Annotated in this window: 15 protein-coding genes and 3 pseudogenes; 9 read left to right on the plus strand and 9 right to left on the minus strand. The window is 69.2% G+C overall.

What is annotated here, in order from left to right:
- Nucleotides 1–88: 88 nt before the first annotated feature.
- The 5 genes and pseudogenes from AB0I06_RS07980 to AB0I06_RS08000 all read right to left on the minus strand — a co-directional run bounded on the left by AB0I06_RS07980 (nucleotide 89) and on the right by AB0I06_RS08000 (nucleotide 6,087).
- The gene (locus tag AB0I06_RS07980) at nucleotides 89–1,042 is read right to left on the minus strand and encodes an expansin EXLX1 family cellulose-binding protein (RefSeq protein ID WP_363117906.1); all 954 of its coding nucleotides are present in this window, start codon (nucleotides 1,040–1,042) and stop codon (nucleotides 89–91) included.
- A 446-nt stretch (nucleotides 1,043–1,488) separates the two neighbouring features.
- A pseudogene (locus AB0I06_RS07985) lies at nucleotides 1,489–2,169 on the minus strand (FadR/GntR family transcriptional regulator); the annotation flags it as partial.
- Between the two features lie 78 nt (nucleotides 2,170–2,247).
- Nucleotides 2,248–3,291: an ABC transporter permease gene (locus AB0I06_RS07990; protein ID WP_363117907.1), complete on the minus strand. Its 1,044-nt coding sequence runs from the start codon at nucleotides 3,289–3,291 to the stop codon at nucleotides 2,248–2,250.
- A 2-nt stretch (nucleotides 3,292–3,293) separates the two neighbouring features.
- The gene (locus AB0I06_RS07995) at nucleotides 3,294–4,889 is read right to left on the minus strand and encodes a sugar ABC transporter ATP-binding protein (protein ID WP_363117908.1); all 1,596 of its coding nucleotides are present in this window, start codon (nucleotides 4,887–4,889) and stop codon (nucleotides 3,294–3,296) included.
- A gap of 148 nt (nucleotides 4,890–5,037) precedes the next feature.
- The gene (locus AB0I06_RS08000; protein WP_363117909.1) at nucleotides 5,038–6,087 is read right to left on the minus strand and encodes a sugar ABC transporter substrate-binding protein; all 1,050 of its coding nucleotides are present in this window, start codon (nucleotides 6,085–6,087) and stop codon (nucleotides 5,038–5,040) included.
- An 867-nt stretch (nucleotides 6,088–6,954) separates the two neighbouring features.
- Between AB0I06_RS08000 and AB0I06_RS08005 the strand changes: the two genes are divergently transcribed.
- The 7 genes and pseudogenes from AB0I06_RS08005 to AB0I06_RS08035 all read left to right on the plus strand — a co-directional run.
- On the plus strand, nucleotides 6,955–7,806 hold the full coding sequence (locus AB0I06_RS08005) for a fumarylacetoacetate hydrolase family protein (RefSeq protein WP_363117910.1): 852 nt from the start codon (nucleotides 6,955–6,957) through the stop codon (nucleotides 7,804–7,806).
- Between the two features lie 11 nt (nucleotides 7,807–7,817).
- Nucleotides 7,818–9,155 (plus strand): L-fuconate dehydratase, encoded by a 1,338-nt coding sequence (locus AB0I06_RS08010; RefSeq protein WP_363117911.1) that lies wholly within the window; start codon nucleotides 7,818–7,820, stop codon nucleotides 9,153–9,155.
- Nucleotides 9,152–9,925 carry an SDR family oxidoreductase gene (locus AB0I06_RS08015; protein ID WP_363117912.1) on the plus strand — a complete coding sequence of 258 codons (774 nt, stop codon included), beginning with the start codon at nucleotides 9,152–9,154 and terminating at the stop codon, nucleotides 9,923–9,925. Before AB0I06_RS08010 ends, AB0I06_RS08015 begins: the two co-directional genes overlap by 4 nt.
- A complete protein-coding gene (locus tag AB0I06_RS08020) occupies nucleotides 9,922–10,932 on the plus strand; it encodes an aldo/keto reductase (protein ID WP_363117913.1) in 1,011 nt (336 codons plus the stop codon). The genes AB0I06_RS08015 and AB0I06_RS08020 overlap by 4 nt, the downstream gene beginning before the upstream one ends.
- Nucleotides 10,929–11,240: an L-rhamnose mutarotase gene (locus AB0I06_RS08025; RefSeq protein WP_363117914.1), complete on the plus strand. Its 312-nt coding sequence runs from the start codon at nucleotides 10,929–10,931 to the stop codon at nucleotides 11,238–11,240. The genes AB0I06_RS08020 and AB0I06_RS08025 overlap by 4 nt, the downstream gene beginning before the upstream one ends.
- Nucleotides 11,241–11,253: 13 nt before the next feature.
- Nucleotides 11,254–11,469 (plus strand): annotated as a pseudogene (locus AB0I06_RS08030) ((Fe-S)-binding protein); the annotation flags it as partial.
- Between the two features lie 18 nt (nucleotides 11,470–11,487).
- Nucleotides 11,488–11,804, plus strand: a pseudogene (locus tag AB0I06_RS08035) (LUD domain-containing protein); the annotation flags it as partial.
- Nucleotides 11,805–11,948: 144 nt separating this feature from the next.
- Here AB0I06_RS08035 and AB0I06_RS08040 read toward each other — a convergent pair.
- A complete protein-coding gene (locus tag AB0I06_RS08040) occupies nucleotides 11,949–12,971 on the minus strand; it encodes a LacI family DNA-binding transcriptional regulator (protein ID WP_363117915.1) in 1,023 nt (340 codons plus the stop codon).
- 209 nt (nucleotides 12,972–13,180) lie between these two features.
- On the opposite strand from AB0I06_RS08040, the gene AB0I06_RS08045 reads away from it, so the two are divergent.
- Entirely contained in the window at nucleotides 13,181–14,002 is an 822-nt protein-coding gene (locus AB0I06_RS08045; protein WP_363117916.1) for a hypothetical protein, read from the plus strand.
- A gap of 141 nt (nucleotides 14,003–14,143) precedes the next feature.
- Here the strand turns inward: AB0I06_RS08045 and AB0I06_RS08050 are convergent, their stop codons facing one another.
- Both AB0I06_RS08050 and AB0I06_RS08055 read right to left on the minus strand, forming a co-directional pair.
- Nucleotides 14,144–15,280 carry a cellulose binding domain-containing protein gene (locus AB0I06_RS08050; protein ID WP_363117917.1) on the minus strand — a complete coding sequence of 379 codons (1,137 nt, stop codon included), beginning with the start codon at nucleotides 15,278–15,280 and terminating at the stop codon, nucleotides 14,144–14,146.
- Nucleotides 15,281–15,584: 304 nt separating this feature from the next.
- The gene (locus AB0I06_RS08055; protein ID WP_363117918.1) at nucleotides 15,585–18,500 is read right to left on the minus strand and encodes a glycoside hydrolase family 48 protein; all 2,916 of its coding nucleotides are present in this window, start codon (nucleotides 18,498–18,500) and stop codon (nucleotides 15,585–15,587) included.
- A 1,220-nt stretch (nucleotides 18,501–19,720) separates the two neighbouring features.
- Between AB0I06_RS08055 and AB0I06_RS08060 the strand changes: the two genes are divergently transcribed.
- Entirely contained in the window at nucleotides 19,721–21,451 is a 1,731-nt protein-coding gene (locus AB0I06_RS08060) for a glycoside hydrolase family 6 protein (RefSeq protein ID WP_363117919.1), read from the plus strand.
- Nucleotides 21,452–21,725: 274 nt separating this feature from the next.
- Here the strand turns inward: AB0I06_RS08060 and AB0I06_RS08065 are convergent, their stop codons facing one another.
- Complete coding sequence (locus AB0I06_RS08065) at nucleotides 21,726–22,376, minus strand: TetR/AcrR family transcriptional regulator (RefSeq protein WP_363117921.1); 651 nt, start codon at nucleotides 22,374–22,376, stop codon at nucleotides 21,726–21,728.
- Nucleotides 22,377–22,399 lie beyond the last annotated feature (23 nt).

The following is a 22,399-nucleotide window of genomic DNA, read 5'->3' on the forward strand; positions in this document are numbered from 1 at the left end:
CGCAACGGCCGGCCGCTGGTGCGCGGCCGTCGCCCATGCCATCAGGACGTCGAGGGAAACCGTCGGTGGCTTCGGAGGGGCGGTGGGCTCAGTGCCGGGCGAACTGGACCCGGGTGGGCTGGACGACGTCCGCCCGCACCGGGAGCCCGGTGATGGTCAGCCGTTCGCCGTAGACATCGGTGATTCTGATCCCACCGCCGCACCCGCTGCCGTCGGCGGAGATGAAGTAGTTGTAGGCGGTGCGGGGCAGTCGCCGCCAGCCGCCCGCGGTGCGGACCTCCAGCCCGGCGACCGGGTTCCTGTGGTTGATCGCCTGGATGGCGCACCAGTGCTGGCTGGACCCGGTCTTGTACCTGATGGAGATCGGGCCGATCGTGCTCGGGCTGACCAGGCTCCAGGTGATGGGGAGTCGGCCGAGCTTGAGGTCGGCGAGTTTGGCGAAGGCCTGTTCACTGAGGTCGATCTGCCCGGGTGCGCAGGGCAGGGGGCATTCGTTGGTGATCCGTACCGTGACGGACTTGCCGTTGGCCGCCCGGACGAGCACGTACGCGCCGCATGCCTTGGACGTCTCGTAGTCGGTGGTGTTCATGGCCGCGATCATGAGGTCGGGGCTCGGGCCGAACAGGCAGGCGCCGTCTCCGACACCGGCCTTGTAGGCGGTGGCGACGCCCTGGTAGGTCGAGCCGGGCTTGATCCGTCCTGCCGACGGAGTGGTGGTCGACGCCTCTCGCGGGGGCTGACGGGTGCCTTTGGGTGACGGCGCTGCTGTCGTCGTGGTCGCGGAAGCCTTGGGGCTGGGGGAACCGGTCGGGCTCGCCGTCGCGCTCGGGGTGCTTGTCTTGGTGGCCGTGGCGGTGGCGGCCTTCTTGTGGGGGGTGGCGAAGGGGGTGGCCGCGGCAGGTTTCGCATCCGCGGTGCGGTCGGGTGAGGACCACATCAGCAGGTAGGCGAGAACGCTCACGGTGGTCAACGCCACCGTGGTGCCCAGGATGAGCCTGCGTCTTTGTCTGCGCTGCCGCGCGGCCTGCCTTGGAGTGTTCATTTACTGTCCGTTTCGGAAGATCGAGCCGGTGGTGCACTACTCAGTGACCGCGGGAAGCGAAAAGGTTGCCGACGATTTCCGGGGCCCTGGCGCCGTCTGAACCCATGGACAATGACCCGCTCGACGCCCGCGACCTCGGGTCTCTGGAGGACCGACCGCGCTCCTCGCGCGTGCATGGCAGCGGGCTGGCCGGTCATCCCGTCCCGACGGTTACGGGTGAGGGCTGGAGTGCTGTTGGGCAGAGGCCAGTGGTGTGCCACTCCGGTATCGCCCCTGGTACGTACGACGTCCCCATGCGCCGCCGCCCGGACGCATCACCCGCTCGGGCGCTCCCGCGGTGCCGTGCCGCGGCATGAGTGACCCGCCGCCGCCCGACCGGCATGGGAGGGGGCATCGGGCGGAGGGAGCACGGGAGACGGGCGCGGCCAGTCGGCGAGGGGTTCCTCCGGCGCCTCGTTCAGGCTGGCCGCCAGCCACTGTTCGACGGCGGTGATGTGCACCGTCGCGGCCGAGGCGGCCAGCAGCGCGTCGCGTGCCCGCAGGGCGCCGAGGATCTGCTGGTGGTCACGATGCGCGTTGTCCACGGTGCGCCGGGCCTGGGTGCCCCGGACGATGCGTACCCGCTGGGTGCGGGTGGACAGCACGCGCAGCAGCATGGACAGCACCGGGTTGCCGACGGCTTCGACGATCCTCACGTGGAAGGCGATGTCGTGGGCGATGAACTCCTCGACCGTGGCGGCCGATTTGGACCGCTCCAGGATGTCGCCGAGTTCTCGCAGGTCCTTGGGGGTCAGCAGCGCGGCGGCCAGCCCGGTCGCCTGTGGCTCCAGGAGCCTGCGCACCTGGAGCAGTTGCAGGGCGGTCCGTCCCTGGGAGACGTCCGAGGCGAAGGAGAGCGACTCCAGGAGGAGATGGGGCTCCAGGCTGGACACATAGGTGCCGTCCCCCTGCCGCACGGTGAGGATGCGCATCGCGGTGAGCGCGCGGACGGCCTCCCGCAGCGAGTTGCGGGACAGGCCCAGTTGCGAGGCGAGCAGCTCCTCCTTCGGCAGGCGGGAGCCGGGGGCGAGTTCACCTGCGACGATCATCGCCTTGATCTTGTTCATCGCCTCGTCGGTGAGTGCCACGTGCGTGCCTTCCTGTGCCGGGGACGTACGAGCGCCGCACCGCCACTCGGCACCGGGCCGGGGCGGAGCGGGCGACCGCTACTCCTGCTTCTCGCCGGAGGCGAATCGGGAGATGATCAGGGCGACGATGATGATGGCGCCGTTCAGGAACTGGTTCCACAGCGCCGGTACGCCCGCGAGCGTCATGACGTTGACGACCAGCTGGAGGGTCAGGACACCCGTGAGGGCGCCGAACACGGACCCCTTGCCGCCGTTCAGGCTCACGCCTCCGATGACGGTCGCGGCGAAGACCTGGAAGATCCAGCCGCTGCCCTGGGTGGCGGAGATGGAGCCGTAGTGGCCGCTGTAGAGGATCCCGGCGAACGCGGCGAGCAGGCTGCCGAGGATGAGGACGGCCCACACGATCCGGTCGACGCGGATGCCGGCGGTGCGGGCCGCCTCCGCGTTGCCGCCGATGGCGTACAGCGCACGGCCGTGCCGCAGCCAGGCCAGCGCGCTGCCCCCCGCCGCGAACAGCACCGCGCAGATCCAGATCGCCGCGGGTACGCCGAGCCAGGACGCCTTGCCCAGGTAGGTGAACGAGGACGGCAGGTCCACGATCGACTGGCCCTCGGAGAGGGCGACCTGGAGGCCGCGCAGCATGGTCAGACCGCCGAGAGTGACGATGAACCCGTTGAGCCGCAGCTTGAGGATGAGGAAGCCGTTCAGAACGCCGATCGCCACGCCGACCAGGAGGCACAACGGGACCGCCGTCCACTCGGGGAAGAGCCCGAGCCCGTTGAACCGTCCACCGGTCGTCGGCAGGACTAGCCATACGGCGATGACCGGGGCAACGCCGATGGTCGATTCCAGCGACAGGTCCATGCGCCCGCAGATGAGGATGAGTGCGGTGGCCAGGACGAGCAGGCTCAGTTCGGTGGACTGCTGCGCCACACCGATGAGGTTGTCGGCGGTGAGGAAGGCCGGCGAGACGATGAACCCGATGAGGCCCAGCACCAGGATGGCCGGGACCAGGGACAGTTCACGGAAACGGCCGAGGTCGAGCCGGCGCCGGGCGGTGTCCGCCGCGGCCTGCTCCGTTGTGCTCGGTGCGGGCTCCGTGACTTCTGTGGTGGCGGACATGTCTACCTTCCGTGCTGGTGAGTGCCGGACGCCGCGGACGCGGCGGATGCGGTGGTGGTGTCGGCGACGCCCTCGATGGCGGCGACGACGTGCTCGTCCTTCCAGCCGCGGTCGAACTCGGCGACCACCCGTCCGTGGAACATGACCACGACGCGGTCGCAGGTTCTGAGGTCGTCCAGTTCGTCGGAGACGATCAGGGCGGCCTTGCCCTCGTCGGCGGCCCGCCGGATCCTGCCGAGCAGGAACTCCTTGGATTTGACGTCGACGCCGTTGGTGGGGCGGATGGCCACCAGGACGTGGGGGTCGGTGACCAGGGCGCGGGCGACGACGACCTTCTGCTGGTTGCCGCCGGAGAGCGCGGAGACCGGGGTGTTGGCCGCCGGGGTCTTGATGTCGAGGTCACGGATCATGCGCCGGGCGAAGGCCCTGGTCCGGGCGGGCAGGACGGTGCCGAACGGGCCGAGCTGATCGGTGACGGTGAGCGTCGCGTTCTCCGCCACGCTCCGGTTGTTGACCAGACCCTGCAGATGGCGGTCCTCGGGGACGAAACCCACTCCGGCGGCCAGAGCGGACGGCACGCTGCCGGTGCGCACGACTGTGCCGCCGACGGTGATCCGGCCGGCCTTGGCGCGGTGCAGACCGGCGACGGTCTCGCCCACCCGCACATTGCCGCTGGCCGTCGCTCCGGCGAGCCCGATGACCTCGCCGGAGCGCACCGCCAGGGAGAGGTCCTCGCAGGCGCCGGGCAGGGTGAGGCCGTCGATGCGCAGCAGCTCCGCCCCGTCGACCGGTGCGACCGGGGACGCGCTCGCGGGGCCTGCGGCCACGGAGGCGGCGTCGCCGGTCATGGCCTCCACGAGGGAGTTGTGCCCCAGTTCGGCCACGGGCGCGGTCAGGATGTGGCGGGCGTCGCGGTAGACCGTGACGGTGGTGCAGAGGTCGTAGACCTCTTGCAGGTGGTGGGAGATGAAGAGGAAGGCGACGCCCTGCTCCTGCAGGTCCCGGAGCTTGTCGAAGAGGCGGCCGATGCCGCGGGCGTCGAGCTTGGCGGTGGGCTCGTCCAGGATGATGAAACGGGCACCGAAGGACAGCGCGCGGGCGATCTCCACGAACTGCCGCTGCTCGACGGTCAGGTCCCTGGCCCGTGCGGCGGGGTCGACGGCCACGCCGTACTCGCCGAGGAGTTCCTCCGCACGCTGCCTGAGCTGCTTCCAGCGGATGGGGCGCACCGCGCCGGGACTCTGCCGGTTCAGGAAGAGGTTCTCGGCGACGGTCAGATCACCGATGATCGTGGACCGCTGGTAGACGCAGGCGACCTTCGAGCGCCAGGCGTCGATGTCGCCGTAGGCGGGCGCCGGCACACCGGAGAAGCGCAGCGAACCGGTGTCGGGCTGCTGGAGGCCGGTGAGGATCGACACGAGCGTCGACTTGCCGGCGCCGTTGCGTCCCACCAGGGCGTGCGCTTCACCCGCGGCGATGCTGATGCGGGCGTCGCGCAGGGCGACGGTGGCGCCGAATCGTTTGCTGATGCCGGTCGCCTCGGCGACCGGTGCCCGGGTTCCGGGGCCGCTCGCCGGGCTGGTGGCGGTGTCCGCCATGGTGGATACCGTCCTTCGCGTACGGATGGTGGGGGCCGGGGATCGGGAACCGGGAGCAAGGAGCCGACCGGATCCGGGTCGCGGGTACCGCCGCCGGGGGAGGGGAACGAGGTCCCCCGGCGCTGACGCGGTCGGTGGCTGCCGGTCGTCAGCCGACGTTGTTGCCCCACAGAGACTTGTCGTCCACGTTGTCCTTGGTCACCAACGGGGCGGGCAGCTGGTCCTCCAGCCCGTTCGGGATCTTGATGATGGTGGAGTCGTGGTCGGTCGCACCCGGCTTGAAGGTCTTGCCCTCGGCCGCGGCCTGGGCGTAGTACAGCGCGTACTTCGCGTAGAGGTCGGCGGGCTGGGACACCGTGGCGTCGATCTGGCCCTTGCGGATGGCGTCGAACTCCTGCGGGATGCCGTCGTTGGACACGATGCTGATGTGGCCCTTCTCGCCGGCGGGCTTGAGCAGGCCCTTCTGCTCCAGCAGCGCCAGGGTCGGCTGGAGGAACGCGCCGCCGGCCTGCATGTAGATACCGTTCAGATCCGGGTGCTGGGCCAGCAGCGACTGCAACTTGGCGGAGGCGACGTCACCCTTCCACTCCGTGGGCAGCTCGAAGACCTTGATCTTGGGGAACTTGGTCTTCATGCACTCGGCGAACGCCTCCGAGCGGTCGCGGCCGTTGATGGAGTCCAAAGAGCCCTGGAACTCGGCCACCTTGCCCTTGCCGCCGAGCTGCTTGCCGAGGAACTCACAGGCCTTGGTGCCGTACGCCCGGTTGTCGGCGCGGACCACCATGTAGACCTCACCCTTGTCAGGCCTGGTGTCGACACTGACCACGGGGATCTTCTTGGACGCGAGGGTGTCGAGGGTGGAGGCGATGGCGCCGGTGTCCTGGGGTGCCATGACGACGGCCTTCGCTCCGGTGTTCTCGAAGACCTGGACGTTGGCGACGAGCTTGGTGACGTCGTTCTGCGAGTTGCTGACCGGCAGGGCGTTGATGCCGTCCGCCTTGATGCCCTTCTTCAGGTACTGCGCGTAGGAGTTCCAGAAGTCGGAGTCGGAACGCGGCAGGTCGATGCCGATGGCCGGCTTGTCACCGCCCGCGCCGACCGACTCCGAGCCGTTCCGGTTGCACGCGGTGGCGAGGGCGAGGACCGCGAGCACGGCGGTGGCGGCTGCGGCAGTGGAACGGGTGCGAGTGAGCTTCATGGCCGTGTTGTCTCCTTTTACGGGGCGGAGGACCGCGAGACAGCGATGAGAGGGAGGCGTACTCGCCTGCCGGAGGAGACCGGCGAGGCCGCGGGCCGGGCAGAGGGTGGCCCGGCACAAGGCAGTGCGGGACCGCGCCCGAGGGGGACGGAAAGGAGGGAGAGCCTGCCCGAGAGACGCAGGTCAGGGGCTGTATCCGACCGTTCGGAAGGGCTCCAGGCGCCCCCGGGCCATTCCTCCGATGTCTCTCGGACGTCGAGGACGTTACGACGGGGTGCCGAAGTTGACAAGACTCCGCGGCCGTTGAATCGCACAGCATGGCGAAACCATGCCGATCGGCCCCCCGTGAACGCGTGAGACGGTCTGGTGCGCCACCCTGGGACCTGCACCTATGCCCAATCGGTCGATCGCGTCGCACCGAGCGGACGAGCCTCACGATTCGGCAACGACCGCTGCGTCAGCTGGGCTGTCACGTCCACGGAACGGTGCTGCCGGGCTGCTGTCACCCATTCCGGTCCGGGTCGGCGGAGGAGGTCACGGCTCCCACCAGCGGTGTCTCCCGCAGATGGCTCGCCCGGAGTCATCGGACGAAAGCCCGGTCGTCACCCCACATCAGCAGCGACCGGGGCGCAACTTCCCTTCATGTCCGGATGAACGCTCACGGCAGAAGAAATACATCCGAGGAATCCGTTGCCAGCGGGTGGTCTTGCGTCTACAGTCTCGATGCCGCCATTCATCCGATGACTGAGGGAGCGGGCCATTGAGGCCCTCCACACGGTCCGGTCGGGGCGCTACCGGCGGCAATGGCCCGTACGACCGACCGTCACTCCCCCCTCCCTGAACCCGCCTATGGCAAGGGAAACGCCAGTGAAACTGCTACGAGTCGGCGCTCCCGGCGAAGAGCGGCCCGCTGTCCGCACCGACGACGGCCGGCTGTTGGACCTGTCCTCCGTGACCTCCGACGTCGACGGCGCGTTCCTCGCCTCGGACGGCATCGACCGTGCCCGTGCCGCGGTCGCGGCAGGAGCCCTCCCCGTTCTGGACGCTGACGGCCTGCGGATCGGTCCGCCCGTCGCCCGCCCCGGAAAGATCGTCTGTGTTGGTCTGAACTACCGGGACCACGCCGCCGAGACCGGTGCCGCGATCCCGGAGCGGCCGGTGGTGTTCATGAAGGACCCGGGAACCGTGGTCGGGCCCTACGACGAGGTGCTCGTCCCTCGGGGCTCGGTGAAGACGGACTGGGAGGTCGAACTCGCGGTCGTCATCGGCCGCCGGGCTCGGTACCTGGACGGCCCCGAGGCCGCGCACGCCGTCATCGCCGGGTACGCGATCAGTCATGACGTCTCGGAGCGTGAGTTCCAGCTGGAGTACTCCCCGCAGTGGGACCTCGGCAAGTCCTGCGAGACCTTCAATCCCCTCGGGCCCTGGCTGGTCACCGCCGACGAGGTCGGCGATCCGCAGGACCTCGGGCTGCACCTGAGCGTCAACGGCGTCAAGCGGCAGAACGGGCACACCCGGGACATGATCTTTCCGGTCGACCACATCGTGGCGTACCTGAGCCGGTACATGGTCCTGGAGCCGGGCGACGTGATCAACACGGGTACGCCCGCGGGCGTGGCTCTCGGTCTGCCCGGCACTCCTTACCTCCGCCCCGGCGACACCGTCGAACTCTCCGTCGACAGGCTCGGCAGCCAGCGCCAGACCTTCGGCCAAGCGTGAAAGGCACTCCCTTGACTGCCAACTCAGCCCGGATCACCGCGGTCGACACCTATGACGTCCGCTTCCCCACCTCGCGGGAGCTGGACGGTTCCGACGCGATGAACCCGGACCCCGACTACTCCGCCGCCTATGTCGTGCTGTGCACCGACGCCGGTGACGGGCTCGAAGGCCACGGTTTCACCTTCACCATCGGACGCGGCAACGATGTGCAGGTCGCCGCGATCGCAGCCCTGCGCCACCACGTCGTGGGCCGTTCCGTCGAGGAGCTGTGCGCCGACCCGGGCTCGCTGAGCCGCGACCTGATCGGTGACAGTCAGCTGCGCTGGCTCGGCCCCGAGAAGGGCGTGATGCACATGGCGATCGGCGCGGTCGTGAACGCCGTGTGGGACCTGGCCGCCAAGCGCGCCGGTCAGCCGCTGTGGCGCCTGCTCGCCCACGCCGAACCCGAGTGGCTGGTTTCCCAGGTCGACTTCCGCTACATCGCCGACGTTCTCACCCCCGAGGACGCACTCGCCCTCCTGCGCGAGGGCCGCACGGGGCTCGACGAGCGCGAGGCCGTGCTGGTGAACCGCGGATACCCGGGTTACACGACCTCGCCCGGCTGGCTCGGTTACTCCGACGACAAGCTGACCCGGCTGGCCAAGCAGGCGGTCGCCGACGGGTTCACCCAGATCAAGCTGAAGGTGGGCGCGGACCTGGAGGACGACGTCCGGCGTCTGCGCACCGCCCGTGCCGCCGTCGGTGACGGCATTCGCATCGCCATCGATGCCAACCAGCGGTGGAACGTGGACGAGGCGATCCGGTGGACCGACGCGCTCGCTGCCTTCGACCCGTACTGGATCGAGGAGCCCACCAGTCCCGACGACATCCTCGGACACGCCGCCGTGCGTGAAGCGGTCGCGCCGGTGAAGGTGGCCACCGGCGAACACGTGCAGAACCGCGTCATCTTCAAGCAGCTTCTCCAGGCCGGCGCCCTCGACGTGCTCCAGATCGACGCCGCCCGGGTCGGCGGGGTCAACGAGAACCTGGCCATCCTGCTGCTCGCCGCGAAGTTCGGGGTGCCGGTGTGTCCGCACGCCGGCGGGGTGGGTCTGTGCGAGCTGGTGCAGCACCTGTCGATGTTCGACTACCTGGCTCTGTCCGGTACCACCGAGAACCGGGTCATCGAGTACGTCGACCACCTCCACCAGCACTTCACCGTGCCCGTGGTGATGCGCGACGGGCACTACACCGCGCCTCTCGCACCGGGTTTCTCCGCCACGATGAAGGAGGAGTCCATCGCCGAGTACCGCTACCCGGACGGGACGTTCTGGGTCGCCGACCGCGCCGGGCAGGAGGAGGTGGCATGACCGGGATGTCAGGCCTCAGAGCCATGGTCACCGGCGGAGGGTCCGGCATCGGACTGGCCACGGCCCGGACGCTGGCCGCGCAGGGCGCAAAGGTCGCCGTGCTCGACCTGGAACCGTCCGGAGTGCCGGAGCCGCTGTACGCCCTCAAGGCCGACGTCGGCGACGACACCTCGGTCCGCCGCGCCGTGGAGGAAGCGGCCGCGCGGCTCGGCGGCCTGGACATCCTCGTCAACAACGCGGGCATCGGCGCCGTCGGCACCGTCGAGGACAACCCCGACGAACAGTGGCACCGCGTCCTGGACGTCAACGTCCTCGGCATGGTGCGCACCACCCGCGCCGCCCTGCCGTACCTGCGGCGCGCTGCCACCGCCCGTCCGGGCACCGCGGCCATCGTCAACATCTGCTCGATCGCGGCCACGGCCGGGCTCCCGCAGCGCGCCCTGTACTCCGCCAGCAAGGGCGCCGTGCTGTCCCTCACCCTGGCCATGGCCGCCGACCACGTCCGCGAGGGCATCCGCGTCAACTGCGTCAACCCGGGCACCGCCGACACCCCCTGGGTGGCCCGGCTCCTGGCCGCCGCCGACGACCCCGAGGCGGAACGTGCCGCCCTGAACGCACGCCAGCCGATGGGCCGCCTGGTCACCGCGGACGAAATCGCGGCGGCCGTGGCCTATCTGGCGTCCCCGGCCGCCGCCTCCGTGACCGGTACCGCCCTCGCCGTCGACGGCGGCACGCAGGGGCTCAGGCTCCGCCCGGCGGCCGGCTCATGAGGACAACGCCTCTGGGCGGCACCGGTGTCCGGGTCACCGAACTGTCGTTCGGAGCCGCGGGGATCGGCAACCTCTACCGCCCGGTCACCGCCGAGGCGGCCTTCGCCGCCGTGGACGCCGCCTGGGACGCGGGCATCCGCACCTTCGACACCGCGCCCCACTACGGGCTCGGCCTGTCCGAGCGCCGCCTGGGCACCGCGCTGTGCGAGCGCCCCCGGGACACGTACACCGTGTCCACGAAGGTCGGACGGCTGCTGGAGCCGAATCCGCGGGGCGGCGCGGGCGACGACCGCGCGCACGGCTTCGCCGTCTCCGACACCCATCGGCGTGTCTGGGACTTCAGCGCCGACGGCGTACTGCGCTCCCTGGAAGCGAGCCTGGACCGCCTCGGTCTCGACCGCGTCGACGTCGCACTCCTGCACGACCCCGACGACCACGCCGAGCAGGCCCTCACCGAGGCGTATCCGGCGCTGGAGCGGCTGCGGGACGAAGGCGTCGTCAAGGCGATCGGCATCGGGACCAACCACTGCGCGCTGCCCGCCCGCTTCCTGCGGGAGACCGACATCGACGTGGTCCTGCTCGCCGGCCGCTACACCCTGCTGGAACAGGAGGGGCTCGCCGAGGTGCTGCCCGAGGCCGCCGCCCGCGGAAGGAGCGTCATCATCGGCGGGGTGTTCAACTCCGGGCTGCTGACCGATCCGAGGCCCGGTGCGACGTACGACTACGCGCCCGCCCCGCGCTCCGTCCTGGACCGTGCCCTGCGGCTCAAGGCGATCGCCGCACGCCACGGTGTGCCGCTGCGCGCGGCCGCCCTGCACTTCCCGTTCGGCCACCGGGCGGTCGCGAGCGTCCTGAGCGGAGCCCGCTCCGCCGAGGAAGTGCGCGACACCGTGGACCGGCTGCGGCACCCCGTCCCCGCCGCCCTGTGGGACGAACTGCACGCCGAGGGGCTGCTGGCCCCGGACACGCCGGTCCCCGCCGCCACACCGTCGAAGGAGGCGCCATGAGAGTCGCCCTGCACACCAAGGTCCGCGCCGACCGCATCGCGGAGTACGAGGCGGCGCACCGCGAGGTCCCCGAGGAACTGACCGCGGCCATCCGCGCCGCGGGGGTCGGTGAGTGGACGATCTGGCGCAGCGGTACCGACCTGTTCCACCTCCTGGAGGTGGAGGACTACCCGGCGATGATCGCCGCACTCGAGAAGCTGCCGGTCAACATCGCGTGGCAGGCGCGGATGGCCGAACTGCTGGACGTCGTCCACGACTACTCCGCCGACGGAGCCGACGCCTCACTGCCCGTGGTGTGGCAGCTGTGACCGGGAACCACCCATGCGCATGGCCCTCTTCATCACCTGCTTCAACGACACGATGTTCCCGGACACCGGCCGGGCGGTCACTCGACTGCTGGAACGTCTGGGCCACACCGTGGAGTTCCCGCAGGACCAGGCGTGCTGCGGCCAGATGCACTTCAACACCGGCTACCGCCCCGAGACCCTGCCGATGGTGCGCCGCTTCGCGGAGGTCTTCGCGGGCTACGACGCCATGGAGGACTCCCCGCCGCTGACGCCAGGGCAGCTCGACGCGGCGGACGCGGTGCTCACCACCGCTGCGACCGCCATCGCCGTGACCGGGACCGGGATACCCGACCATGGCTCCGGCCAGGGGCGCCGGGCCCTGACCCTTCTCCCGGACCAGCACATCTGCGTGGTCCGCGCGGACCAGATCGTCTTCGATGTGCCCGAGGCTCTTGGCCGCGTCGATCCGTACCGGCCCTGACGCTCGTGTCCGGTCCCTCCGCCACCAGTGACATCGAGCTGGACCGCGTCGAGGGCGTGCACGGACCGCGGACGCTGGACATCATCGTCATCGGGGACACGTAGCGGCCGGATCCGGGTGGCAGAAGGCGCCTGGCGGGCGGTGTATCCGAGCGGTGGACCGTCGCCACGGCACAGGGATTGGGAGCGCTCCCGAAACCTGTGGTTGGAAGACTCCGGCTCGGGACACCCGGCGGGCGACGACGCTCGTCACGCCGATTCACGGACCTGCAGCCGCGTGCGGAGGATGACGTGGCGGTAGGCCACCGACGGCTCGTCCATGTCCTCCAGGAGCAGCCGGATCATGGCCCGGCCCATCTCCTCCAGCGGCTGACGCACGGTGGTCAGCGGCGGATCGGTGCGCTGAGCCAGCGGAAAGTCGTCGAAACCGATCACGGCGACATCCTCCGGTACGCGCCGTCCCGCCGCACGCAGTGCTTGCAGAGCCCCCGCCGCCGTGGTGTCCGACGCGGCGAGGACGCCGTCGATCTCCGGGTGCCGTGCGAGCAGTTCCGCCATCGCGCGGCGCCCGCTGTCCTCCGAGAAGTCGCTTTCGGCGACCAAGGACTCCTCGTACCTGGAGCCGGCAAGCGTCAGAGCATCCCGGTAGCCGCGCAGCCGGCACTGGGCGACGTACATGTCCAACGGCCCCGTGATGGTGGCGATCGTTCCGCGGCCCCGTGCCAGCAGGTGGGAGACGGCGCTGCGGGCACCGCCCACGTTGTCCGCGTCCACGTAGCTGACGTACTCGTCGCCCGAGCGGCGCCCCAGCATCACGGTCGGCAGCCGCGCCTCGGCGAGCATGTCCGGCAGCCGGTCGCCCGCATGCACCGACAACAGCAGAACCCCGTCGACCCGACCGCCGCGGGCATACTCCAGGAAGCGCTTGCGCTCGGTGTCCGAGCGGACCAGGGTCAGCATCAGCTGCATCCCGGTGTCCGTCAGCGCGTCCCCGAGCGAGCGGACGATCTCCGAGAAGAACGGCTCGGCGAACACGCGCCAGTCGGGCTCCGTCAGAACAAGAGCGACAGCATCGGTGCCGTGCCCGGCCAGGGAGCGCGCCGCGAGATTGGGAACGTACCCGAGCTCCTCGATGGCTCGCTGCACGGCTTCGCGCGTCGACTTCTTCACGCCGGCCGCGTTGTTGATGACGCGTGAGACCGTGCCACGCCCCACCCCGGCGTGAGCGGCCACCTCTTCCAGCGTCGGCGTACCGGGGCGTCGCCTGCCCATGACCACCTCCCCCACGAGATCATCCGATCTTACGGGGCGAAGGAGCGGGGCACACGGCTTCCAGGCGTGACCCGTGCTCCGTCGGCCAGGTGACGACGTCGTGTTCGCGTCATTCATGAGTGAATGCGCAGTGCACATCACCGGGTTCGTTCCGCGCACAGGGGAGCAGCGTCGAAACGGCGGGGGCCGTCGTCTGGGACGATGGTGGCATGGATGAGGAAGTCCTGCGGTTCCCCGATTCTCCGGCTCATGAGCCTGACTTCGAGGACGATTTCGCCGTTCCGCAGCTCAGGAAGGATCGCTGGGTCGATCACTATCTGCCTCATTGGACGTCACCCGAGCGCTCTCAGGCACGCTACGACATCGACGGTTCGGGGCTGCGGCTGCGGATCGACGCCGACCAGCCGGACTGGCGAGAGGAGGACGCTCCGCTTCGTGTGTCCAACGTGCAGACCGGGGTCTTCTCCGGCCCGGTGGGCTCCCACCGGGGAACACACCGACACCGTTCCGACGGACTCGTCGTCCGCACGGTGACCCCCCAGCGGCTGCTCTGGGCGCCCACGGCCGGACGGGTGGAAGTGACGGTGAGCGCGAGCGTGGACGAGGGATGCATGCTCGCGGCGTGGCTCGTGGGCACGGAACATCTGTCGGAGGGGGAGAGCGGTGAGGTCTGTGTCTTCGAGATCGACGCCGACGCCGTCGGCGAGAGGCGGAGTCACGCCCGGTGCGGGGTGAAAGCGCATTCGGACAGGCGGTTGACAACGGACATGACGGAAGTCGTCCTTCCCCTGGACGCCTCGAAACCCCACACCTGGACGGCTGTGTGGGGGCCATCGGGAACGGTCATCGGCTGTGAGGGCGTCATAGTGAAGCGGACGCGTCAGTCTCCCACCTACCCGCTCTTCTTGATGATCGACCTGTTTGAGATCGGCCCACGCTCGGACGCGGAGACCTCCTACCCCAAGACCGCTCATGTCCACCGTGTGCGTGGGTGGAACGCACTCGAACAGTCGGAGACGGGTGCCTCGTGAGAAGGACGGGGCCCGCCCGTCAGGCACGAGCCTGGCGGGCGGACCCCGGGTGAGCGGACGCGACTCGGGTCCGGTGTGTGCTCGGCAGTGGGGCGGCCGGCCGACCGGCGGCTCGGGTCAGGTGAGTCATTCCTGAAGACATCACGCGGTGGTGCAGGGCGTTCCGTTCAGGCTGAAGGCGGCCGGTTTGGCGAAGCTGCCGCTGTAAGAGGCCTGGAGGCCGAAGGAGACCTGGCCGCCAGGCGCAAGAGATGCGTTGTACGCCAGGTTGCGGGCCGTGACCGCTCCCGACGACGGAGAGATCCCGGCGTTCCACGCGCTGGTGATCGTCTGCCCCGCGGGCAGGGTGAACGCGAGATTCCAGCCGTTGACCGGCGAGGAACCCGTATTGGTCAAGGTGACATCGGCGGTGTAGCCGCCCTGCCACACGCTGGTGCTGTAGGCCACCTTGCATGCCGCGGGTCCGCCGGGAGTGCCGGGGCCGGGTGTGCCGCCGCCGAGGTTGACAGTGGACGAGAAGGAGTTCACCGCCAGTCCCGCGCCGTTCCGCCAAGGCTCGAAGCCCGCCTGAACGCTCGTCAGGTACCAGTCGGGCTGCGCGAGTCCGCGGGAGACGGCCTGCCGGACGAAGTCCATCGCGTCGAAGCTCCAGCTGTCGATCGCCGACGGCGCGACGAAGGAGAGCACGTCGTTGGAGCCGTTGCTGCCCGACCACACCTGCCAGGTGCGTCCGGCCACGCTCGCCGTACCGACCTGGGAGCCGATGGGCTGGATCGGGCCCACCTTGTTGAGCCAGATCATGATCTCGGTCCGGTTCACGCCGTCGGTGCGGGGCGTCGGGTCCAGCCAGATGTCGTACGAGGCGTTGTACGCGGCATCGCCGCCGACGTAGCTGTAGGAGATGCTCGTGGGTGCGTCGGCGATGGAGCTCAGTCGAGCGGGGAGCTTCGTGCCGGGGGAGCAGTTGGTGTAGTGGCAGCCGTTGTACACGGACGGGTAGGACTTCGGGGCGCCGTTCGTCGGGACCGAACCGTCGGCCTGGGTGACCCTGAAGCCCGAGTCCGTGACGGCGATGCACTGGGGCTGACTGGTCCCCCAGCGGTTGTTCTGCACGACGTAACGGCCCTGGATGGTGGTGGAGCCGAACGGCTCGCAGATCGTTGTGTCGGCGTGCGACGTCGAAGCGCTTGTGAGAAGCGCTGCCAGCGCGACGAGTGAGGTGAGCAGCGCACCGGACAGGGCTCGCACCCTGCGGGCGTAATGAAGTGATGGTTGCATGCGGCTCCTCCGCAGTGGATGTGGGGGAGAGGAGCACCCAGATTGGGAGCGCTCCCAATTCCTTCTTGCGAGGGGACTCTAGGAGACGGCCATGTACCTGACAAGGTGGCGGACGCAGTACTCTCGCGCGGATCCCGAAACCGCAGGTCGTTCCCGCGGAGGCCAACTCGATGCCAGGCCGACAGGCTCATGGGGCGGTGGAGAAACGGGCGGTCACCGGGCGGCCCCCGTGTGGCTGGGAGCCGCCCGGCGGGTGACCCCGTCTCCTTGTGACGGGGTCGCGCACGCGGGCCTCAGCGGGGGGTTATTCGAGGAGTTCCGCGTACGAGCTCATGGCCAGGGCGATGTCCGCCTGGGCCCAGAACCGGTGGTACGTGAAGGAGGGGGCGGCCCCGCCCTTCAGATAGGCCTCGATCTTCGACCAGGCCGGGTCGCTCTTGTAGAAGGACCGGATCGACTCGAACGTCGACGACGAGTTGATCGCGTCACCGTTCGGCATGGTGCCCGTCCAGCCGCTCGGGATGTAGACACCGTCGTCGAAGCGGTTGTAGTCGGTGCGGGTCTCCGGGACGGCGATGCCCAGGGCGTCCTGGTAGTTGGTCCACATCCCGTCCAGCAGTTTCTTCGCCGCGGACGCGGCCTCGGTGTCGCCGGACCGGTCGGCGTAGTACATCAGGGTCTTGGCGTACGCGGCCGCCACACCGACATCGTTGGTGTAGTCGGCGACGGTGACGTGAAGTCCGCTGTTGGCACCGGGACTTGAGGCGTTCCAGGTGTCGGGCTGGCCCGACCACTGGAGCGTCGACGGGATCCGGTAGGTGCCGTCCGGGTTGAACGTGGTCTTGGACAGCGCCCACTTGACCCACTTGTCCAGGACGGTCTTCGCGGTCGCGTTCCCCGTCTGCTGGTACAGCTCGGCGACCCGCTCCATCGACCACGCCTGGAAGCCGAACCACTGGTTGGACGGTGGGTCGTGGTAGACGGGCTTCTCGTCGTAGTACATGCCGTAGAACGTCGACTTGCCCGAAGGCGGGGTCGCGTAGCGGCCCTCCCAGCTGTTGGTCGCACCGCCGGCGATGGCACCCTCGCTGGACTGGAGCCAGCGGTAGAACTCCATCTGCCGCTCGAGCGACTTGGCCCAGTCGGCCTGCCCCGTCGCCGACTTCGGCTTCAGCGGTGCGTAGTTGGCGAGTGCGTAGGCCGCGAGGGGGTTCTGGTAGCCGCTGTGGGAGTGGCTGGAGCCGATGCGCCAGGCCCAGCCCGCCGAGGTGTCGGTGGCGCCGCCCCAGGCGTAGTACCAGGACATCAGGTAGTGCGAGGCGTCCTTGCCGGTGCCCGCCGGGCAGGTGGACGGGCCGACGCAGTTGCCGATCTTCTTGAAGTACTTGTCGTACATCGCGTAGCGCAGGTAGTCGCCCATCTTCGCGGCCTTGCTCACGGTCGTGGAGACGTCCGACCCCTTGCCCTGCTGCTTGGCCCAGATGTCGGCCCAGTAAGCGGCCTGCACCGCACGCGCGTCGGCGTCCGGGGCGTTGGTGAACTTCCACTGCTTGGCGTAGGAGGCGTCACCGGTGAACAGGTCCAGGTAACCGTTCTTGCCGCCGTACTTGAAGGCGTCGCAGGTCGGCTGCGGCACCGTCTCCCACACCGACTCCTGCGCACCGCGCTGGAAGGTGTTGATGTACGACGGACCGGTGTCCGACGGACCCGCCTCGCACTTGCCCGGCGAGTTGCCGAAACCGTAGACGTTGTCGACGTCCTGGAGCCAGTGCATAGCGTAGACGTCGTCCGTGCCGTACGCGCTCTTCAGCTCCGCCGCGATCGGGTCCCGGCCAGCCGCAACGGACGGGTCGAGCTTGGCCGGGTACTCGTTCGGGGTGTCCAGCTCGGGCGCGTACGTCGCAGGCTTGGAGGCGTTGTAGAAGGAGTTGGTCGGCTGGTCGGCATGGGTCGGGATCATGTACTTCTCCATGATCTCCCAGGCCCCGTTGAACTTGGACCAGTCACCCGTGACCTTGCCGTACATCGCCTGCAGCCACAGCAGGTAGCCGTAGGCCTCCGACGTGGTCTCGTGGCCGTGGTCCGGTGCCTCGACGATCAGCGTCTCCACCGAGTGGTAGGGGATGCCCTCGGGGGAGAAGTAGCCGTTCGCCGGGTTGGTGATCTTGCCGTACAGCTCCAGGAAACGGGCGTCGTACGCCTTCGTCGCTCCGAGCTGGGTGACGGTGACCGACGCCTTCGCGTGCCCGGGGGCCGCCGACTCGAAGGTCGCCGCGCCGGTACCGGAACCGTCGGCGGTGATGGTCACCTTCTGCGCCGTGTTCCAGTTCTGCGGCGTGAAGGTGAGCGAGGCGCCGCCGGTCACCGACAGACCTGAATTACCGCCCGTCCGAGCCGTGTCGACGGTGACATTCGAGGACGGCTGCTTCGACAGCTTCACCTCGTACGTGCCCGTCTTGCCCTGCTGGATGCCCAGTTGGGTGGGTGTTGCGACCACGGTGGGCCCTGAGGCGACCGTGATGCCCACGGGCGTGGACTCCGCTGACGCGCCCAGGCTGTCGTAGGCCTTGGCGAGCAGCGAATGACTGCCCACGGTCAAGCTGGAGACCGACAGCGAGTACGGCGCCGTCGTATCGGTGCCCAGCAGCTTGGTGTCGTCGTAGAACTCGACCTTGCTGATGGTGGCGTCGTCCGCGGCCGCGGCGGTGGCCGCGAGCGGGACCGCGTCGCCCTGCGTGTAGACCGCGCCGGCCGCCGGGCTGGTGAGCACGGTGATGGGGGGTTGGTGGGCACCGGTGCAGCTGGTGCCGTTGACCGCGAAGTTGCTGGGCGCGGCGTTGGTGCCGCTGTAGCTGAACTGCGCGCCGGTCGACACGGCCGCGCCGGCGGCGATCTTGCCGTTGTAGCCGGCGTCCTTCACGGTGATCGACTGTCCGGACTGGGACCAGGTGCCGTTCCAGCCGTTGCTCAGCTTCTGATTGCCCGTGTAGCTGTACGTCAGGGTCCAGCCGTCGATGACGTCCGTACCGCGGTTGGTGATCGTCAGATCCGCGGTGAAGCCGGAGCCCCAGTCATTGGTCTTGTAGTCGACACTGCACCGAAGTGCGGCGGCCTGGGCGGGAGTCGAACCCGTCGCCAGCAACGACATTGGCAGGGCTAAAGCGGTCGCCACGGCGGTCCACACCCGCCGAACGGCTCTGCGTTTGCGTCCGGGATCCATGAACTGGTTCCTCCTAGCGGCTTGCAGCTCGGGGAAGGACAAGTCTTGGCCAGTGGGAGCGCTCCCATCATGGGGATGCGGGCAGTGACGGTCAAGACGCTTGAAGAGTCGAAGGCGCAAAACCGTTGGATTCTCGAAAAGTTTCGCAGCACCTCTGGGCAACCGCGCCACTCGGCGCTACCTTCCTTCGCACCAGTGGGAGCGGTTCCAATCAGGCGACGCGTCGGTCACGGCGCGCTCAACTGCAAGGAGTCGCTCATGCGACACCCCCCACCTTCGTTACCTTCAGCCGTTGCGGGCGCCGGCACACTCGTCGCCACCACGGTCGTCCCGATGGTCTCGGCCCAGGGAGTGATGCCTTCCCTGTCGAGGGAGCACACCGTCGACGGCCAGTGGGGCAACGGCTTCCACGGATCAGCGCAAAGCACCGACGCATCCGCCGCGTCGAACAGTCGCACACCGCCGTTCGACTTTGGCGGACGGTCGCAAGCTCACCCAGGACCGGAACACTGCTTGGTCCCGGTCCGGAACGACGGTGCCCGCCACGACCGAGGGCTCCGAGCCGACCGGCAGCCAGGAGCGTCGACTCGGCCTGGCCGGCATCAACCCGGATCACGCGAGACCGTGGTCCTTGCCGACCCGTTCGGTGGGTCGTGCCCGGACCGCACGACCTGCGGTGTCGCGGACGTGCGGAAGTACCGGCGGCACGGTGACACGGCGGTGTCCGCCCAGGGGTCTCGTGCGAGGTCGCCGGCTCGGACCTGGTGGACGCTCATGTGCGCTCCACCAGAGCGAAGAACGTGATCCTGGCGGGTGGACCGGCATACCCCGGCAACCTCGATCTGTGGCTACTGCACGAGCCCACCGACCCGGCGGGCAATCCGGTCGCCCCCTGCGTGTCCACAACAGCAACAGCTGCTCCGACATCTGCACCGGGGAGAGCCGGCGGCCGGCCACGCTCGCTCCCAGCGCCGCGTACGTGCCTTTGGTGGCGCGAGAGACCGGTGCGGGCGCCTCCTCGCACGGCTTCACCGACAAGGTCATGAGTGGTCCGGCGACCGCACACCGCCCCACCTGGGATGGAGCGGGCACCCGGCACCGCTCCTCCGCCCCGTCCCCGGTCTCGAACCACGACGCCAGCCCGCACGCCATCGGACCGCGCAGCCGTCTGCGCGGCCGTGATCAGTAGAAGAATGTCGAAGGAGAAGGAACCCACACTCATGAGTCGCACCAGGACCTCACTGCTCGCCGCCCTCGCGCTGCTCACCGGAAGCTCAGGGGCTGCGCTTCTCACGGCACCGGCCGGTGCCGCCACCGCCTCCGCACCCTGCACGGTGGACTACAAGGTGCAGAACCAGTGGGACACCGGCTTCACCGCTGCCGTCACCATCACCAACAACGCGGCTGCCAAGTCGGGTTGGTCGGTGAAGTGGTCGTACGCGGGCAACCAGAAGATCACCAACTTCTGGAACTCGAAGATCAGCCAGAGCGGCGCCGCCGTCACCGCGGCCAACGAGAGCTACAACGCCGCGCTCGCCACCGGCGGCTCGGTCAGCTTCGGCTTCCAGGGCACCTACAGCGGCACCAACGCCATCCCGGCCACGTTCACCCTCGACGGCGTGACCTGCAACGTCGACGGCGGCCCGACGGACCCCGGCCCGACCGACCCGGGCCCGACCGACCCCGGCCCGACCGGGCCGAAGGCAGGCAACCCGTACTCCGGCGCCAAGGTCTATGTGAACCCGGAGTGGTCCGCGAAGGCCGCCGCAGAACCGGGCGGCAGCCGTATCGCCAACCAGCCCACCGCGGTCTGGCTGGACCGGATCGCCGCGATCAACGGTGTGAACGGCGGCATGGGTCTGCGCGCCCACCTCGACGAGGCCCTGAAGCAGAAGGGCAGTGGCGAACTCGTCGTCCAGCTGGTCATCTACGACCTGCCCGGCCGTGACTGCGCCGCTCTCGCCTCCAACGGCGAACTCGGACCGAACGACCTCGACAAGTACAAGAGCCAGTACATCGACCCGATCGCCTCGATCCTCGCCGACCCCAAGTACGCGGGCCTGCGGATCGCCACGGTCATCGAGCCCGACTCATTGCCCAACCTGGTCACCAACGCCGGCGGCACCCCCACCACCACCGACGCGTGCGTGACCATGAAGAGCAACGGCAACTATGAGAAGGGCGTTTCCTATGCCCTCGACAAGCTCGGCGCCCTCGCGAACGTCTACAACTACGTCGACGCCGGGCACCACGGCTGGCTCGGCTGGGACAGCAACCTCGGCCCGTCGGTGCAGGAGTTCCACAAGGTCGCCACGACCAACGGCGCGAGCGTGAAGGACGTCGCCGGCTTCATCGTCAACACCGCCAACTACAGCCCGGTCAAGGAGCCGAACTTCAAGGTCACCGACACCGTCAACGGCCAGACCGTGCGCCAGTCGAAGTGGGTCGACTGGAACCAGTACGTGGACGAGCAGTCCTTCGCCCAGGCGCTGCGTGACAAGCTCGTCGCGGCCGGCTTCGAGTCCGGCCTCGGCATGCTCATCGACACCTCCCGCAACGGCTGGGGCGGCACCGCCCGGCCCACGGGCCCCGGACCGATGACCTCTGTGGACGATTACGTCAACGGCAGCCGCATCGACCGGCGTATCCACGCCGGCAACTGGTGCAACCAGAGCGGCGCCGGCCTCGGCGAACGGCCCACCGCGGCACCGGCCGCCGGCATCGACGCCTACGTGTGGGTCAAGCCGCCGGGGGAGTCCGACGGCTCCAGCAGCGCCATCCCCAACGACGAGGGCAAGGGCTTCGACCGCATGTGCGACCCGACCTACGGCGGCAACCCCCGCAACGGCAACAACCCCACGGGGTCACTGCCGAACGCGCCCGTGGCGGGACACTGGTTCTCCGCCCAGTTCAAGCAGCTGATGCAGAACGCCTACCCGCCGCTTCCGTAACTCCTTGACGCGGTGAGCGTCCGCCGGTACCCAGCTCTCCCTGAGGGCCGGGCACCGGCGGATCGCGTCTGTATCGGCAGTGCGGCTCGTCCGGACCGCCCGGCACGCGCCGCGCCGCCGGTGGCTCAGCCGGCAGCTCGACGCGCCGTGCGGACTGCATGGTGCCGACTGAGATGCCGAGTCCGGCAGCGATCCGGCGGTCACCCGACCCGAACACGCGCTCATGCGCACCCGCCGTGACACTTCACGCGCTCCAGCGACCCGCCGAAGCGGATCAACCGCTCGGCAGAGCTCCTTGGATGAGGTCACGAGGTACGGCGACCATCTCCACGCGACCGCTGGCGAGGGCCAGCGTGGAGGAGATCAAGGCCTGGAGACAGGACAGTTCCGCCTCGTCGTCGGGGTGTGTCAGGTGTTGCAGCACGAGTCCGTCGAATCCGGCGAGGAAAAACCGCGCGACCGTGCTCGCCGGCTGTGCGAGCTGCCGGCCGGCGCGCTCGGCGGCGTCTGTCACAAGCTCCGATGTCACGCTGAGGACACCGAGGTTGTGCGTTTCGAGAGCCTCCCGGAGGTGGGGCGACCGGAGCGCGAACATGGTCAGTTCGGTGAGCAGTTGATAGCTCTTCGGCTGGTCGCGCACCGTGCGCCACAAGGCGGAGGCAAGCACTCCCAGGGTTTCCTCGAAGCCGGCGTCGACCGGTGCGGCCTGCCGCACCTGGCTCTCCATCTCCCGGGTCAGGTGCTGGATGACGGCACGGTACAGATCCTCCTTCGTGCCGAACGTGTAGTGCACCGTGGCCTGCGCGACACCGAGCTCGGCGGCGATCGCACGGGTACTGCCGGCAGCGACTCCCTCTCTCGCCATGAGCTCGATGGCTGCTTTGATCAACTGAGGGCGGCGCTCGGCCGCTGAGACATGAGCCATACGCCTACCATACCGACTTGATT

It is taken from the genome of Streptomyces sp. NPDC050674, from assembly GCF_040654575.1.
In the GTDB taxonomy this organism is placed as follows: Bacteria; Actinomycetota; Actinomycetes; order Streptomycetales; family Streptomycetaceae; genus Streptomyces.